This is a genomic window from Streptomyces sp. Qhu_M48 (assembly GCF_051305195.1).
GTDB lineage: Bacteria > Actinomycetota > Actinomycetes > Streptomycetales > Streptomycetaceae > Streptomyces.
In genome coordinates this window covers 1,071,713-1,086,707 of the sequence record NZ_CP195432.1, presented here as the reverse complement: position 1 = coordinate 1,086,707, position 14,995 = coordinate 1,071,713, and the positions used below count along the sequence as shown (strand labels likewise).

Here is a 14,995-nt window from a genome sequence, read left to right as displayed (position 1 = left end):
GCGACCCGGGACATACGCATCATGGACCGGCAGCAACCTGCACATACGTACGGAGGAGTCCCCCGTGAAGGTCGGAATCGTCGGAGCCACCGGTCAGGTCGGCACAGTCATGCGGAAGATCCTGGCCGAGCGGAACTTCCCGGTCGACGAGCTGCGGCTCTTCGCCTCCGCCCGCTCCGCCGGAACCGTCGTGGACGGTGTCACGGTCGAGGACGCCTCCACCGCCGACTACACCGGCCTGGACATCGTGCTCTTCTCCGCCGGTGGCGCCACCTCCAAGGCCCTCGCCGAGAAGGTCGCCTCCCAGGGCGCCGTCGTGATCGACAACTCCTCCGCCTGGCGCCGCGACCCCGAGGTCCCGCTGGTCGTCTCCGAGGTCAACGCGCACGCGATCAAGGACCGCCCCAAGGGCATCATCGCCAACCCGAACTGCACCACGATGGCCGCGATGCCGGTCCTCAAGCCGCTCCACCAGGAGGCCGGCCTCACCGCGCTGATCGCCACCACCTACCAGGCCGTCTCCGGCTCGGGCGTGGCCGGCGTCGCCGAGCTGCGCACCCAGGCGTGCGCCGTGGCCGAGACCGCCGACCAGCTGGCGTTCGACGGCGACGCCGTCGAGTTCCCCGAGCCCACCGTCTACCAGCGCCCGATCGCGTTCAACGTGGTCCCGCTGGCCGGCTCGATCGTCGACGACGGCTCCTTCGAGACCGACGAGGAGCAGAAGCTCCGCAACGAGTCCCGCAAGATCCTGGAGATCCCGGAGCTCAAGGTCTCCGGCACCTGCGTGCGCGTCCCGGTCTTCTCCGGCCACTCCCTCCAGGTCAACGTCCGCTTCGAGCGTCCGATCAGCGTCGAGCGCGCCTACGAGCTCCTCAAGGACGCCGAGGGCGTCGTGCTCTCCGAGATCCCAACCCCGCTCCAGGCGGCCGGCAAGGACGCCTCGTACGTCGGTCGCATCCGCGTGGACGAGACGGTCGACAACGGTCTGGCGCTCTTCCTCTCCAACGACAACCTGCGCAAGGGCGCGGCGCTCAACGCCGTGCAGATCGCGGAGCTGGTCGCGGCCGAGCTCAAGGGCTGATCCGCACCGTACGCGCGAGGGGCGGCCACCCACCGGGGTGGCCGCCCCTCGCGCGTGCCGTGGCCGGTCCGCCGCCGTGGAAATGTTCGGTGCGCCGCCGGTGCGCCCCGTGGAAGGATGGGCCAAACGTCACGAAACCGAGGAGTTGACCGGGTGCCTGGCACGAACCTGACCCGTGAAGAGGCCCAGCAGCGGGCGGCGCTGCTGACCGTGGACGCGTACGAGGTCGAACTCGACCTCTCCGGTGCGCAGGAGGGCGGCACCTACCGGTCCGTCACCACCGTCCGCTTCGATTCCGCCGAGGAGGGTGCCTCGACCTTCATCGACCTCGTCGCGCCCGCCGTCCACGAGGTCGTCCTCAACGGCCACGCCCTGGAGATCGGCGCCGTCTTCCGGGACTCCCGGATCGCCCTGCGCCATCTGCGGGAGGGCCGCAACGAGCTCAAGGTCGTCGCCGACTGCGCGTACACCAACACCGGTGAGGGTCTGCACCGCTTCGTCGACCCGGTCGACGACCAGGCCTATCTGTACACCCAGTTCGAGGTGCCGGACGCGCGACGGGTCTTCGCCTCGTTCGAGCAGCCCGACCTGAAGGCGACCTTCCAGTTCACCGTGAAGGCCCCGGCCGGCTGGAAGGTCATCTCGAACTCGCCGACCCCGGAGCCCAAGGACGACCTCTGGGTCTTCGAGCCGACCCCGCGCATCTCCACGTACATCACCGCGCTGATCGTCGGCCCGTACCACGCGGTGCACTCGACGTACGAGAAGGACGGGCAGACGGTGCCGCTGGGCATCTACTGCCGTCCGTCGCTCGCCGAGTTCCTCGACGCGGACCACATCTTCGACGTGACCCGCCAGGGCTTCGAGTGGTTCCAGGAGAAGTTCGCGTACGACTACCCGTTCGCGAAGTACGACCAGCTCTTCGTGCCCGAGTTCAACGCGGGCGCGATGGAGAACGCGGGCGCGGTCACCATCCGCGACCAGTACGTCTTCCGCTCGAAGGTGACGGACGCGGCGTACGAGCGGCGCGCCGAGACGATCCTGCACGAGCTCGCCCACATGTGGTTCGGCGACCTCGTGACCATGGAGTGGTGGAACGACCTGTGGCTGAACGAGTCGTTCGCCACCTACACCTCCGTCGCCTGCCAGGCCTCGGTGGCGGGCACCCGCTGGCCCAACGCCTGGACGACCTTCGCCAACGCGGAGAAGACCTGGGCCTACCGCCAGGACCAGCTGCCGTCCACGCACCCGATCATGGCCGAGATCAACGACCTGGAGGACGTGCTCGTCAACTTCGACGGGATCACGTACGCCAAGGGCGCGAGCGTCCTCAAGCAGCTCGTCGCCTACGTCGGCCAGGACGAGTTCTTCAAGGGGGTCCAGGCCTACTTCCAGGCGCACGCCTTCGGCAACACCCGCCTCTCCGACCTCCTCGGTGCCCTGGAGGAGACCTCCGGGCGTGACCTCAAGACCTGGTCGAAGGCGTGGCTGGAGACGGCCGGCATCAACATCCTCCGCCCGGAGATCGAGACCGACGCGAACGGCGCCATCACCGCCTTCGCGGTCAGGCAGGAGGCCCCGGCGCTGCCCGCCGGCGCCAAGGGCGAGGCCGTCCTGCGCCCGCACCGGATCGCCATCGGCTTCTACGACCTCGACGAGGCCGGCAAGCTGGTCCGCACCGAGCGCCTCGAACTCGACATCGCCGCCGAGGGGCTGACCGCCGTACCGCAGCTCGTCGGCAAGGCCCGCCCGGCCGTCGTCCTCCTCAACGACGACGACCTGTCGTACGCCAAGGTCCGCCTCGACGAGGTGTCCCTGAGGAACGTCACCGCGCACCTCGGCGACTTCGCCGAGTCGCTGCCGCGCGCCCTGAGCTGGGCCTCGGCCTGGGACATGACCCGCGACGGCGAGCTGGCCACCCGTGACTACCTGGAGCTCGTGCTCTCCGGCGTCGGCAAGGAGACCGACATCGGCGTCGTCCAGTCGCTCCAGGGCCAGGTCAAGGCGGCCCTCGACCTGTACGCGGCGCCCGAGTGGCGCGAGGCCGGCCTGACCCGCTGGACCGAGGCGACGCTGGCGCACCTGCGGGCGGCCGAGCCGGCCAGCGACCACCAGCTGGCGTGGGCCCGCGCCTTCGCGGCGACCGCCCGCACCCCGCAGCAGCTGGACCTGCTCGCCGCCCTCCTGGAGGGCCGCGAGACCGTCGAGGGCCTGGCGGTCGACACCGAGCTGCGCTGGGCGTTCGTGCAGCGGCTCGCGGCGGCCGGCGTCTACGACGAGACGGAGATCGCCGGCGAGCTGGAGCGCGACCGCACGGCGGCGGGCGAGCGCCACGCGGCGACCGCCCGCGCGGCCCGCCCGTCGGAGACGGCGAAGGCGGAGGCCTGGGCCTCCGTCGTCGAGGACGACAAACTGGCGAACGCGGTGCAGGAGGCCGTCATCGGCGGCTTCGTCCAGTCCGACCAGCGCGAGCTGCTCGCCCCGTACACGGCGAAGTACTTCGCCGCGATCAAGGGCGTCTCGGAGACCCGCAGCCACGAGATGATCCAGCAGATCGTGGTCGGCCTCTACCCGACGCTCCAGGTCTCGCAGGCGACCCTGGACGCGACGGAGGCGTGGATCGCCGAGCACGACCCGGCGCCGGCGCTGCGGCGTCTGGTGACGGAGTGCCGCGCGGGCGTGGAGCGCGCGCTGCGGGCCCAGGCGGCGGACGCGGCCGCAGCGAAGTAGTCCGGCGGCAGGCCGGTACACGAGAAGGGGCGCCCTCCCCCGTGGGGGCGCCCCTTCTCGTGTGCGAGGTCCGCCCGGCGGGCGGGCGTCGGCGCGCTGCCGCTCCGCCGGGCGGAAGCGTGTCAGCCGCCGAGCGCCGTGAACCGGGCGCGCAGGTCGGCCGCGCCCTGCTCCGTCAGCGCCCCGTGCAGCCGCATCCGGGCGACGCCGCCGTCGGGGAAGGCGTCGAGGCGGACATGGGTGACGACGGCCCGGGCGGGCAGCTTGAAGCGGTGGAGGGTGTCGGGCTGGAGCCTGGTCCGGGGGATGATCTCGAACCATTCCCCCGTCTCTCCGTTCCGGCCCTGGAGGGCGATCCAGCCGGCCGAGTTGCCCTTGAGGTAGGCGGTGTCGATCTCGACGGCGCGGACGGCGCCCTGCGCGGCGAGCCGGAAACGCACCCAGTCGTTGGTGCCGCGCACCCGGCGGCGGCGGTTCTCCCAGCCGTCGTCCATCTTGCGGGAGGTGCCGGGCAGGATGATCTGGGTCGGCGAGGAGTAGAAGCGGTCCGAGGCGTCCTCGTACGAACCGCCGTTGAGTACGGAGATCAGGTCGAGGGTGCCCAGCAGTTCCAGCCACTCGGGGTCGGGGACGACCTCGCCGTGGACGCGCAGGCGGGCGATGCCGCCGTCGGGGTGCTGGCAGACCCGGACGTGGGTCCAGCGGCGCTCGGCGGTGATCGTGAAGCCGTTGGCGGCGTGGCCCCGGACGGGGGTCGGCGGGACGAGCTCCTCCCACTTCGCGTCGAGCAGCTCCGCGGGGCCGGGGGCTCCCTCCACGGAGGTGGCCTGGACGCTCACCCGCTGCGGGTAGTTGCCGCGGAAGTGGGCGGTGTCGACGACGATCCCGCGGATCACCCCGGGGGCGCCGAGCCGGACGATCGCCCAGTCGTGGTCCTCGGGCGCGGGGAAGACGTTCTCGGCGTCGACGCCACGACGGCGGCGGGTCTCCCAGCCGTCCATGATCTTGCCCTTGTGGCCGAAGTGCTCCGGGTCGAAGACGGCGCGCTCGCGGACGAGGAGGTTCTCCCGCTCGGCGAAGAACTCGTCGTTGGCGGCGACGACCCCCGCGCCGAGGCGGCGGTCGGCGAGGTCGACGAGCTCGGTGAAGGGGAAGTCGCCGGTGCGGTAGTCGGCGTACGGGTCACCGCCGGAGTAGGGGGCGGCGTCGTTGGCGTGCGGGTCCTGGGGCGCGTCGATGCTGCTCATGGGACGAGCCTCCCTCCGCCGGAGGCCCGGGTCCATCGAATGTTTTCGACGGGTACGTTCAGCCCTGCTGAAAGGTCGGGGGGGCGGACTCGCTGAAGGTCCGGGGTCAGGCCCGCTGACAGGTCGGGGGGCAGGCCCACTGACAGGTCGGGGGGCAGGCTCGCTGAGAGGTCGGGGTCAGGCGCTGACAGGTCGGGGGTCAGGCCCGCTGGGAGTCGGGGGTTCAGGCCTGCTGAAGGGTCTCGCGGGCCGCCGCCGCCTGGCGCAGGGCCGCGAGCACCCGGGCCACCGCCGGGCCCTCCTCCGCACCCCGCCGTACCGCCGCGACGACATGGCGGCGCGGCTGGTCGGCGGCGAGGACGCGCATGACGACCCCGGCGCCGCCCCGGCGTTCGGCGGAGGCCATCCGGGGCACGAGCGCGATCCCCATCCCGGCCTCGACCATGGCGAGGATCGCGGTCCAGCCGGAGGCGCTGTGGGCCTGTTCGGGCACGAACCCCGCGGCCTCGCAGGCGGCGGTGGTGATCTCGGACCAGGGCCCGGAGCCGCCGAAGATCCAGGGCTCGGCCGCGAGGTCGGCGAGCCGCAGACCGGGCGCGTCGGCGCGCGGGTGCCCGGTGGGCAGGGCGACGTCGAGCGGGTCGGCGAGCAGCGGCACCCGGCTGAACTTGGGGTCGCGCGCGGAGGGGGCGTGGGCGGCGAGCGAGAGCGCCAGATCGACCTCGCCGGCGGTGAGCAGCTCGTACGCCTCCGCCGCCTCGGCCTCCCGCACGCGGAGGTCGAGCCCGGGGTGCGCGCTCCGCAACTGCCGTACGGCGGGCACGACGAGGGCGGGCACGGCCGTCGAGAACGCGGCCACCCGGACCTGCCCCGCCTCGCCCCGCAGGTACCCGTCGAGTTCGGCGTCGGCCCGCTCCAGCTGGGCGAAGACGACCTCCGCGTGGCGCAGCACCAGATGGGCGGCGTCGGTGAGCCGGACGCGGCGGCCCTGGGCCTCCAGGAGCCGCACGCCGAGCTGCTTGGCGAGGTTGGTGAGCTGCTGCGACACGGCCGAGGGGGTCATGAGCAGGGCCTCCGCGGTCGCGGTGACGGTGCCGCGGTCACGGAGGGTGCGGAGGATCTGGAGCTTCCTGATGTCCCACTCGGTCATGGGGCGCAACCTACCGGGCCGAACCCAGCGCCACTCCGCCGAGGACGAGCGCCATGCAGGCGGCCCCGAGGACGCCGAGCCGTTCGCCGAGGAGCGCGTACGACAGGAGGGCGACGCAGACGGGCTGGAGGTAGTAGACGACGCCCGCGCGTGCCGCGCCGATGAGGGCGATCGCCCTGTTCCAGGCGAAGAAGGCGACGGCGGAGGAGAGGACGCCGACGTAGAGCAGCGGGCCGGCGGTCGCGGCGCCGGCGGTGAACCCGCCCTGGACGGCGAGGGAGACGGCGTAGGCGGGGGCGAGCATCAGGGCGCCGAACAGGAAGGTGGTGAAGAGGAAGGCGAGTCCGTCGATCTCGGCGGGCTTCCGCTTGAGCAGGGCGCTGTACGAGGCGAAGGAGAGGGCCGCGGCGAACATCCACAGGTCGCCGGCGGAGAGGTCGAGGGCGAGCGAGCCCTTTCCGACGAGCAGCAGCACGCCGAGTGCGGCGATCAGCATCCCGAGGACGCGCCGGATGCCGAGGCGCTCGCCGCCGAGCCGGGTGTGGACCGCCATCAGCACCGGGGAGGCGGCCATGATCATCCCCATGTCGGAGGCGGAGGTGGTCAGTCCGGCCTGGTGCACGAGGGTGTTGTAGAGAGCGACGCCGAACAGCGAGGCGAGGGCGACGAAGCCGAGATGACGGCGGATCGTCGTCCACTGCCGCAGGAACGGCCGGACGGCGAACGGGGCGACGGCGGCGAGGGCGATGATCCAGCGCCAGAAGACGGCCTGGACCGGGGGGACCGTGTCGGCCATGCCCCGGGTGGCGACGAAGCTGCCGGACCAGACGACGGTCGCGAGGAGGGCGAGGAGAACGCCGAGGCCGGCGCCTCGCGCGAGCTTCCTCGCGGGCGCCGGCCTCTCGGTGGCTTCGGTGATGACGGTGACGTCGGTGGGAGCTTCGGCGGGGGCGGCCTCGGGGGCGGTGGGGGCTTCGGCGGGGGCGGCCTCGGGGGCAGTGGGGGCTTGGGCGGGGGTCGGGAGGCGGGCGGTGGTCGGGCTCATGCCGGCTACCGTCGCACCCCCGAAACCTCCAGGTCCATCGAAACTTCCTGACTGTTCTTTTCAGTGGAAGTGAATGGTTCGACGGTCTCCGGGGCGGTGGTGGAGGCCTTCGGGGTACGGGGCCCCAGTTGGCCCGCCAGGGTGGCGGCGAAGGCGATCGCCATGCCGAGCACCTGCACCGGGCCGAGCGCCTGACCGAGCGCCCCCCAGCCGATGATCGCGGCGGTGAGCGGTGAGAGCGGGCCGAGGAGGGTGGCCGAGGAGGCGCTGAGCCGCTCGATGCCGCGGAACCAGAGGAAGTAGGAGATCGCGGTGTTGCCGAGGGCGAGGTAGGCGTAGCCGGCCAGATGGGTGCCGGTCAGGACGGGCGGCGCACCCTCGATGAGGAAGGCGAGCGGCAGGATGACCAGGCCGCCCGCGGTGAGCTGCCAACCGGTGAGCGCCAGGGCGCCGACGCCCTCGGGGCGGCCCCAGCGCTTGGTGAGGACGACGCCCGCCGACATGGAGAGGGCGGAGAGCAGCCCGGCCGTCACCCCGACGAGGTCGAGCGCGGCCCCCGCCTTGAGGACCACGAGGCTGACACCGAAGGCGGCGGCGACGGCGGTGACCAGGGACCTCACCGTGGGCTTGTCGCCCAGGAAGAGGGCGGCGAGTCCGACGACGAAGAGCGGGCCGACGGAGCCGACGACGGCGGCGACTCCGCCGGGGAGCCGGTAGGCGGCGAGGAAGAGCAGCGGGAAGAAGGCGCCGATGTTGAGGGCCCCGAGGACGGCGGACTTCCACCACCAGGCGCCCTGGGGAAGCTTGCGGGTGAGCGCCAGGAGCAGGAGTCCGGCGGGCAGGGCGCGCATGAGGCCGGTGAAGAGCGGCCGGTCGGGCGGCAGGAACTCCGTGGTGACGAAGTAGGTGGAGCCCCAGGAGATCGGGGCGAGGGCGGTCAGTGCGACGACGGCTGCCTTGCTGGACATGACGGTGGACATGACGGTCTCCCCCTCGTGCGGATGCCGGCCGGCTGCGACCCGGACTGGCTTGGCGGTAATTAACTTACCACTAAGCTACTTACTTGCAAGTGGCTTGCTCGCCAGTGGCTTGGTTGCCATCGAGGAAGAGAGAAGGGAAGACTGGAACCATGGACACGCACTCCCCCACCCACGACGCCGTCGACGCCATCGCCGACCAGTGGGCGGCCGTCCGCCCGGACCTGGACACCGTCCCCATGGCGGTCTTCGGGCGGATCTACCGGCTCTCGAACGCCATGCGGGCCAAGGTGGACAAGGCGTACGCGCCCTACGGCATGGCCCTCGGGGAGTTCGACGTGCTCGCCACCCTGCGTCGCTCCGGGGAGCCGTACACGCTCTCACCGCGGGAGCTGACCGCCACGCTGATGATCACCACCGGCGGGATGACCGGACGGCTGGACAAGCTGGAGAAGGCCGGGCTGCTCACCCGCAGCCCCGACCCGAACGACCGGCGCGGGCTGCGGGTCACCCTCAGCGAGCGCGGCAAGGAGCTGGTGGACCAGGCGGTCGGGGCCGGCCTCGCGGAGCAGCGGGCCGCCCTGCGGGCCGCGCTCAGCGAGGAGGAGGCGGCGCAGCTGACCGGCCTGCTGCGCAGGCTGCTCGCCACCACCGCGTGAGACCCGTGGCGCGGCCCCGGAAGGGGCCGGACGCACGCGAGGGCGCCGCACGGTACGTCGTACCGTGCGGCGCCCTCGGCGGAGCGGAAGAGGAGGCGGTCAGGCCTTCTTGGACTTGTCGAGCACCATCACCAGACCGGCGATGACGAGGAACAGCACCAGCGGTGCGACCACGAACAGGCCGAGGGTCTCGATGACCTCCAGCTTGGGAGCCGGGTCGTCGCCGTCGTCGCGGGTGAGCGCGAGCGCGGGGGACGACATGAGCAGCATCATCAGCGTCGTACCGGCCGCGAGCGAGCCGGCGCGCAGTGCGTTCTTCTTGTCCACGGTGCAAACGTAGCGAACACCTAAACGCGCCGCGCGCCCGGGGGTGCCGTACGGGGATCGGGGGCCGTCGTACGGGCGTGGAGTTCGCGCAGCAGGGCGTGCGCCCGGGGCGAGGCGGCGAGCCGCTCCAGGGTGAGCGGCTGGCCGTCCGGACCCGCGAGCGGCAGCCGCCAGTTGGGGTACTCGTCCCAGGTGCCCGGCAGGTTCTGCGGTCTGCGGTCCCCCACCGTGTCCGGCAGCCACACCCCGACCATGCGGGCCGGGGTGCCGAGCAGGAACCGGTGGACGGCCCGGATCTCGGCCTCGTCGCCCCCCGGCCCCTCCGGGAGCAGCCCCAGCCGCTGGAAGAGCCCCAGCCACTCGGCGGTCTCGGCCGCGTCCGCCGCCCGCTCGCGCTCCAGGTCGCCGGTGAGCAGGCCGAGGCGGTGCCGCAGGGTGACGTGGTCCCCGGCGAGGCGGGCGGCGGTCGGCGGGAGGTCGTGGGTGGTGGCGGTGGCCACGCAGTCGGCGCGCCAGCCGTCCTGCGGCAGCGGGCGGCCGGTGCCGTCCCAGTCCCGCTCGAACCAGAGCACGGAGGTGCCGAACACCCCGCGCGCGGCCAGCCGCTCCCGTACGCCCGGCTCGACCGTGCCGAGGTCCTCGCCGATGACGAGGGCGCCCGCCCGGTGCGCCTCCAGGACGAGGACGGCGAGCATCGCCTCGGCGTCGTACCGGACGTAGGTGCCCTCGGTGGGCTCGCGGCCCTCCGGCACCCACCAGAGTCGGAAGAGGCCCATCACGTGGTCGATGCGGAGCGCGCCCGCGTGGCGCAGGAGTTCGCGCAGGAGGCCGCGGTACGGGGCGTACCCCGAGGCGGCGAGCGCGTCGGGGCGCCAGGGCGGCAGCCCCCAGTCCTGCCCCCGGGAGTTGAAGGCGTCGGGCGGGGCTCCGACCGACATGCCGACGGCGAAGGCCTCCTGCTGGGCCCAGGCGTCCGAGCCCTCGGGATGCACGCCGACCGCCAGGTCGTGGACGATCCCGACCTCCATCCCGGCCTCCCGGGCGGCCTCGGCGGCCTCGCCCAGCTGCCGGTCCGTCAGCCAGGCGAGCCGGCAGTGGAAGTCGACCCGGGCGGCGAGGGCGGGGTCGTCGCGCACGACGCCCTCCGCCGCGCGCGGGGTGCGCAGCTCCTCGGGCCAGGTCCGCCAGTGGGGTCCGTACCGCTCGGCGAGGGCCTGGTAGGTGGCGTGGTCCTCCAGGGCGCGGCCCCGCGCGGCGAGGAAGTCGTGGAAGTCGGCGCACCGGCCCGGGCCGGTCTCCACGCTCCCGACGACGAGTTCGAGGGCGCGCCGCTTGACCTCCCACACGGCGTCCCGGTCGATCGCCGCGCCCTTGCCGAGGACCCGCTCGCGCAGTTCGGCGGCCTCCCCGAGGACGCGGTCGAGCTCCTCGCGGCGCTCGGGGCCGATCAGGGCGTACTCGGGGACGGCCTCGATCCGCAGGTGGACGGGGTCGGGGAAGCGGCGCGAGGAGGGGCGGTACGGGGAGGGGTCGCTCGGCGCCCCGGGCACGCCCGCGTGGAGCGGGTTGACCTGGACGAACCCGGCGCCGTGCGTGCGGCCCGCCCAGGTGACGAGTTCGCGCAGGTCGCCGAGGTCGCCCATGCCCCAGGAGCGGCTGGAGAGCAGCGAGTAGAGCTGGACGAGGAGTCCGTACGAGCGCCGCCCGGGGCCGGGCAGGCGCGGGGGGCTCACGATCAGGGTGGCCGTGGCGACGCGCCCGTCGGGGGCCTGCGCCTCGACGATGTGGACGCCGAGGGGCAGCGGCGCCCACTCCTCGCCGGTGTGGACGCCGCCGTCCTCGGTGGTGACCCGGAGCCGGGTGCCGGGCGGCAGTCCGGGCGGGGGCCCGGCGGGCTCCTCGCCGCGCCACCGGACCAGGGTCGGGGGCAGCAGGCGCTCGCGGTCGGCCCGTTCGGCCGCTTCGAGGGCGGCCGTGACCGCCTCCGGCGTGGTCGCGTCGACGCCCAGTGCGCCGAGGACGGCCACCACGGTCGTGTCCGGCACGGGCACGGTGACGCCTTCGGAGGGGCGGTGGTCGGTGGCGACGCCGTGACGGGCGGCGAGACGGGCCAGGGTCACTTCACACTCCGGGGGACTCCGTGCCGCCCGCGCTGCCGGGGGCGTTGGGTTCGCTGGTGAGGGGGGTCGCCACCGCCAGGGGCGGCTCGCTGGTGAGGGGGGCCGCGTCGGGGAGCGGCGGTTCGCTGGTCAGCGGTTCGCCGGCGGGGGCCGGCTGCTGCGGAATCCGTATCCGTCCGAGGTGGCGGGCGGTCGTGGTCACGGGGGTCTCCCGGTTCGTCTCGACTGGTGGGACCTGGGTCACGACTGAGCCCTACCCATCGCACCTCGTTTTACCGGCGGATCACGACGAAGTGACGTCACCTCGCCGACGGCACGCCGGGCAAAGGCGACACAACGGCCACCTGCATTGACACCCCGTGCGACGGGTGGTGGGCTCGTGACCCACTCGTTACCAACCGGCGGAGCGGCCGGCCCGGCCGAAGGGAGACGCCCGTGCACCTCGGGCGCAGGAAGCGCACCGCGACGGCCGTCGCCGCCGCCGTCATCGGCGGCCTCCTCGGCGGATCGGTGCCGGGCGCGGCGCAGGCGGTCCCGGCGGCCCCCGAGGCCCGGCGCTCGCCGCTCGCCCCGACGGGGCCGTTCGCGCCGGCGGCGCCGGCGGATCCGGGCGCGCCCGGCTCCACCGACCCGCGGGCCACCGCGCGCGTGCCCTCCGTCTGGCCCCGGCCGCAGTCCCTGACCGGCGCCGGGCCCTCCGTACCCCTCGGGGACGAGGTGACGCTGGTCGCCGACGACGACGCCGATCCGTACGCCCTCGCCGCCCTGCGCGAGCTGCTGCGGACCGTCGGGGTACGGACCGTCCACACCGGACTCCCGGGCCAGGGAACGGTCCTGCGGGTCGCCGGGCCCTCCGGCGAGGCCGCGGAGAAGGCGCTGACCGCCCTGCGCGTGCCCGACCGGATCGATCTGCCGCGCGGCGGCTACCGGCTCGCGACGGGCCGCTTCCAGGGCCGGGACACGGTCGTCCTGGACGGGGTGGGCGAGGACGGCCTGTTCCACGCCGTGCAGACGCTGCGTCAGCTCGTCGGCACCGGCCGGGAGGTCCCCGGGGTCGTCGTGCGCGACTGGCCCGGCACGGTCGAACGGGGCATCACCGAGGGCTTCTACGGCCGCCCCTGGACCGCCGCACAGCGGCTCGCCCAGATCGACTTCCTCGGCCGGACCAAGCAGAACCGCTATCTGTACGCGCCCGGCGACGACCCGTACCGGGGGGCGCAGTGGCGCGAGCCCTACCCGGCGGAGCGGCAGGCGGAGTTCCGGGCGCTCGCGGAGCGGGCCCGCGCCCAGCACGTGACGCTCGGCTGGGCCGTCGCGCCCGCCCAGTCCATGTGCCTGTCCAAGGCCGGTGACATGGCGGCGCTGACACGGAAGATCGACGCGATGTGGGAGCTCGGGGTGCGCTTCTTCCAGCTCCAGTTCCAGGACGCCTCGTACGACGAGTGGCACTGCGACCGGGACGCCGACGCCTTCGGGCGGGGGCCCGAGGCCGCGGCCGGGGCCCACGCGCGCGTGGCGAACACCGTCGCCCGCCATCTCGCCGAACGGCACCCGGGCGCCGAGCCGCTGACGGTGATGCCGACGGAGTACTACCAGGACGGCGCGACGGCGTACCGCGTGAAGCTCGCCGAGACGCTCGACACGGACGTGCGGGTGGCGTGGACCGGGGTCGGCGTCGTGCCGCGCACGATCACCGGCGGCGAGCTGGCCGAGGCGCGGAGCGCGCTGCGCCACCCGCTGGTCACCATGGACAACTACCCGGTCAACGACTACGCGCAGGACCGGCTGTTCCTGGGCCCTTCCACGGGCCGGGAGCCGGCGGTGGCCGCCGGTTCCGCCGCCTTCCTCGCGCTCGCCATGGAGCAGCCCGCCGCCTCCCGCGTCCCGCTCTTCACCGCCGCCGACTACGCCTGGAACCCGCGCGGCTACCGGCCGCGGGAGTCCTGGCGGGCGGCCGTCGACGACCTCGCGGGCCCCGAGCCGGCCGCCCGCGAGGCGCTCCGCGCCCTCGCCGGGAACGGCGCCTCCTCGGTCCTCGACCCGGCGGGCGAATCGGCCTACCTGAAGCCGCTCCTGACGGCCTTCTGGGCCTCCCGCACGGCCATGGGCCCGGCGGCGGCCGGAGCGCGGGCGAAGGCGGCCCGCGAGCTGCGGGCCGCGTTCACGGTGATGCGCGGGGCCCCCGGGCGGCTCGCGGCCACCGCCGACGGCGCCTTCGACGACGAGACCGGTCCCTGGCTGGAGCGGCTCTCCCGGTACGGCGAGGCGGGCGAGGCGGCGGTCGACATGCTGCTCGCCCAGACGGCCGGTGACGGCGCGGCGGCCTGGCGTGCGCAGCTGCGCCTCGAAGCGCTGCGGAAGGAGCTGAGGGCGGGCCGGGTGACGGTCGGCGCGGGGGTGCTCGACCCGTTCCTCACGCGCGCGGTGGAGCTGGCGGCGGCCTGGACCGGCGCCGACCGGGCCCCGGTGGCCGCCGACCGCGCCACCGGCTCGTACACCGTGCGGCTCGACCGGCCGCGGCCCGTGGAGGCCCTGACGGTGATGGCGGAGCCGGGCGCGGCGGGTACGGGCGGGGACGCGCGCGTGGAGGCGTACGTCCAGGGCGGGGGGTGGCGGCCGGTCGGCCCGCTGTCGGCCTCGGGCTGGACGCAGGCCGACCTCAAGGGGGTACGGGCCGAGGCGCTGCGGGTGGTGTGGAGCGGTGGGGGGCCGGCTCCCGAGGTGCGTGCGCTGGTGCCGTGGTTCGCGGACGGGCCGCGCGCGGGGCTCGGCCTGGCCCGTTCGGAGACGGACGCGGAGATCGGCGGCCCGGCAGAGCGGGTGGACGTCGAGCTGTCGGGGCGGCGCGCGGGCGAGGTGCGCGGGCCGCTGACGGCGAAGGCGCCGAAGGGGATCACGGTCACGCTGCCGGAGAGGGCGGTGGTGGAGCGCGGCGCGCGGACGACCGTGCCCCTGCGGGTGTCGGTGGCTCCGGACGTGCCGTCGGGCGCGTACCGGGTGCCGGTCTCCTTCGCGGGCGAGGAGCGGGTGCTGACCGTGCGGGCCTTCCCCCGGACTGCGGGCCCGGACCTGGCGCGGGCGGCGACGGCCTCCTCGTCCGGCGACGAGACGCCGGACTTCCCGGCCTCCCTCGCGGTGGACGGCGATCCGGCCACCCGCTGGTCCTCCCCGGCGGAGGACGGCGCCTGGTGGCAGCTGGAGCTGCCCGCGCCGGCCCGGATAGGGCGGGTGGTGCTGCACTGGCAGGACGCGTACGCCTCCCGCTACCGGGTGCAGGTCTCGGCCGACGGGCGGGTCTGGCGGACGGCGGCGACGGTCGCGGACGGCAGGGGCGGCCGGGAGTCGGTCCGGATGGACGCGGCGGACACCCGGTTCCTGCGGGTGCAGGGGGAGACGCGGGCGACCCGGTACGGCTACTCGCTCTGGTCGGTGGAGACGTACGCGGTGGCCCCGCCGAAGGAGCCGGCCGGCCCCGACGGGAAGCCGCCCGCCGGCGCGTCCCCGTCCGCGCCGGCCACGGACGCGCCTGCCACCGGCACCCCGGCCGAGGGCACGGCGTCCCCGGCGGCGCCCGCGGGCACGCCGTCCCCGGGCACGACGGAGGAGCGGCCCGCCCCCTGATGGGGTGCCGCTCCCGTGCCTCACCCGCCCCGCGCGCC

General features: G+C 74.3%; 11 protein-coding genes. 4 read left to right on the top strand and 7 right to left on the bottom strand.

The window, feature by feature from the left end; genetic code table 11:
* The first annotated feature begins 64 nt into the window (after positions 1-64).
* Together ACRRSS_RS05155 and pepN are read left to right on the top strand one after the other, a co-directional pair.
* Positions 65-1,081, top strand: a complete 1,017-nt coding sequence (locus ACRRSS_RS05155; protein ID WP_435970025.1) for an aspartate-semialdehyde dehydrogenase — start codon at positions 65-67, stop codon at positions 1,079-1,081.
* 153 nt (positions 1,082-1,234) lie between these two features.
* Positions 1,235-3,811, top strand: coding sequence for an aminopeptidase N (pepN, locus tag ACRRSS_RS05150; protein ID WP_435970024.1), 2,577 nt, complete (start codon positions 1,235-1,237; stop codon positions 3,809-3,811).
* A gap of 122 nt (positions 3,812-3,933) precedes the next feature.
* Here pepN and alc read toward each other — a convergent pair whose 3' ends face one another.
* The 4 genes from alc to ACRRSS_RS05130 all read right to left on the bottom strand — a co-directional run bounded on the left by alc (position 3,934) and on the right by ACRRSS_RS05130 (position 8,221).
* Positions 3,934-5,058, bottom strand: a complete 1,125-nt coding sequence (gene alc / locus ACRRSS_RS05145) for an allantoicase (RefSeq protein WP_435970023.1) — start codon at positions 5,056-5,058, stop codon at positions 3,934-3,936.
* Between the two features lie 223 nt (positions 5,059-5,281).
* Positions 5,282-6,208, bottom strand: a complete 927-nt coding sequence (locus ACRRSS_RS05140) for a LysR family transcriptional regulator (protein ID WP_435970022.1) — start codon at positions 6,206-6,208, stop codon at positions 5,282-5,284.
* A 10-nt stretch (positions 6,209-6,218) separates the two neighbouring features.
* A complete protein-coding gene (locus ACRRSS_RS05135; RefSeq protein ID WP_435970021.1) occupies positions 6,219-7,253 on the bottom strand; it encodes a DMT family transporter in 1,035 nt (344 codons plus the stop codon).
* 5 nt (positions 7,254-7,258) lie between these two features.
* Complete coding sequence (locus tag ACRRSS_RS05130) at positions 7,259-8,221, bottom strand: EamA family transporter (protein WP_435975255.1); 963 nt, start codon at positions 8,219-8,221, stop codon at positions 7,259-7,261.
* A gap of 161 nt (positions 8,222-8,382) precedes the next feature.
* Between ACRRSS_RS05130 and ACRRSS_RS05125 the strand changes: the two genes are divergently transcribed.
* Complete coding sequence (locus ACRRSS_RS05125) at positions 8,383-8,889, top strand: MarR family winged helix-turn-helix transcriptional regulator (RefSeq protein ID WP_435970020.1); 507 nt, start codon at positions 8,383-8,385, stop codon at positions 8,887-8,889.
* 99 nt (positions 8,890-8,988) lie between these two features.
* On the opposite strand, the gene ACRRSS_RS05120 is transcribed toward ACRRSS_RS05125, so the two are convergent.
* Genes ACRRSS_RS05120 through ACRRSS_RS05110 form a run of 3 tightly spaced genes read right to left on the bottom strand, consistent with a single transcriptional unit; the run spans position 8,989 to position 11,538 of the window.
* Entirely contained in the window at positions 8,989-9,216 is a 228-nt protein-coding gene (locus ACRRSS_RS05120) for a hypothetical protein (RefSeq protein WP_351209892.1), read from the bottom strand.
* 20 nt (positions 9,217-9,236) lie between these two features.
* Positions 9,237-11,336 (bottom strand): 4-alpha-glucanotransferase, encoded by a 2,100-nt coding sequence (gene malQ / locus ACRRSS_RS05115; protein WP_435970019.1) that lies wholly within the window; start codon positions 11,334-11,336, stop codon positions 9,237-9,239.
* A gap of 1 nt (position 11,337) precedes the next feature.
* Positions 11,338-11,538 (bottom strand): hypothetical protein, encoded by a 201-nt coding sequence (locus tag ACRRSS_RS05110; protein ID WP_351906632.1) that lies wholly within the window; start codon positions 11,536-11,538, stop codon positions 11,338-11,340.
* 233 nt (positions 11,539-11,771) lie between these two features.
* Between ACRRSS_RS05110 and ACRRSS_RS05105 the strand changes: the two genes are divergently transcribed.
* On the top strand, positions 11,772-14,957 hold the full coding sequence (locus ACRRSS_RS05105) for a beta-N-acetylglucosaminidase domain-containing protein (RefSeq protein WP_435970018.1): 3,186 nt from the start codon (positions 11,772-11,774) through the stop codon (positions 14,955-14,957).
* Positions 14,958-14,995 lie beyond the last annotated feature (38 nt).

Coding starts and splice junctions, on each gene's coding strand:
- ACRRSS_RS05130 (WP_435975255.1), bottom strand. CDS start 8,221: ATGTCCAGCAAGGCAGCCGTCGTCGCACTGACCGCCCTCGCCCCGATC.
- alc (WP_435970023.1), bottom strand. CDS start 5,058: ATGAGCAGCATCGACGCGCCCCAGGACCCGCACGCCAACGACGCCGCC.
- ACRRSS_RS05140 (WP_435970022.1), bottom strand. CDS start 6,208: ATGACCGAGTGGGACATCAGGAAGCTCCAGATCCTCCGCACCCTCCGT.
- ACRRSS_RS05135 (WP_435970021.1), bottom strand. CDS start 7,253: ATGAGCCCGACCACCGCCCGCCTCCCGACCCCCGCCCAAGCCCCCACT.
- ACRRSS_RS05125 (WP_435970020.1), top strand. CDS start 8,383: ATGGACACGCACTCCCCCACCCACGACGCCGTCGACGCCATCGCCGAC.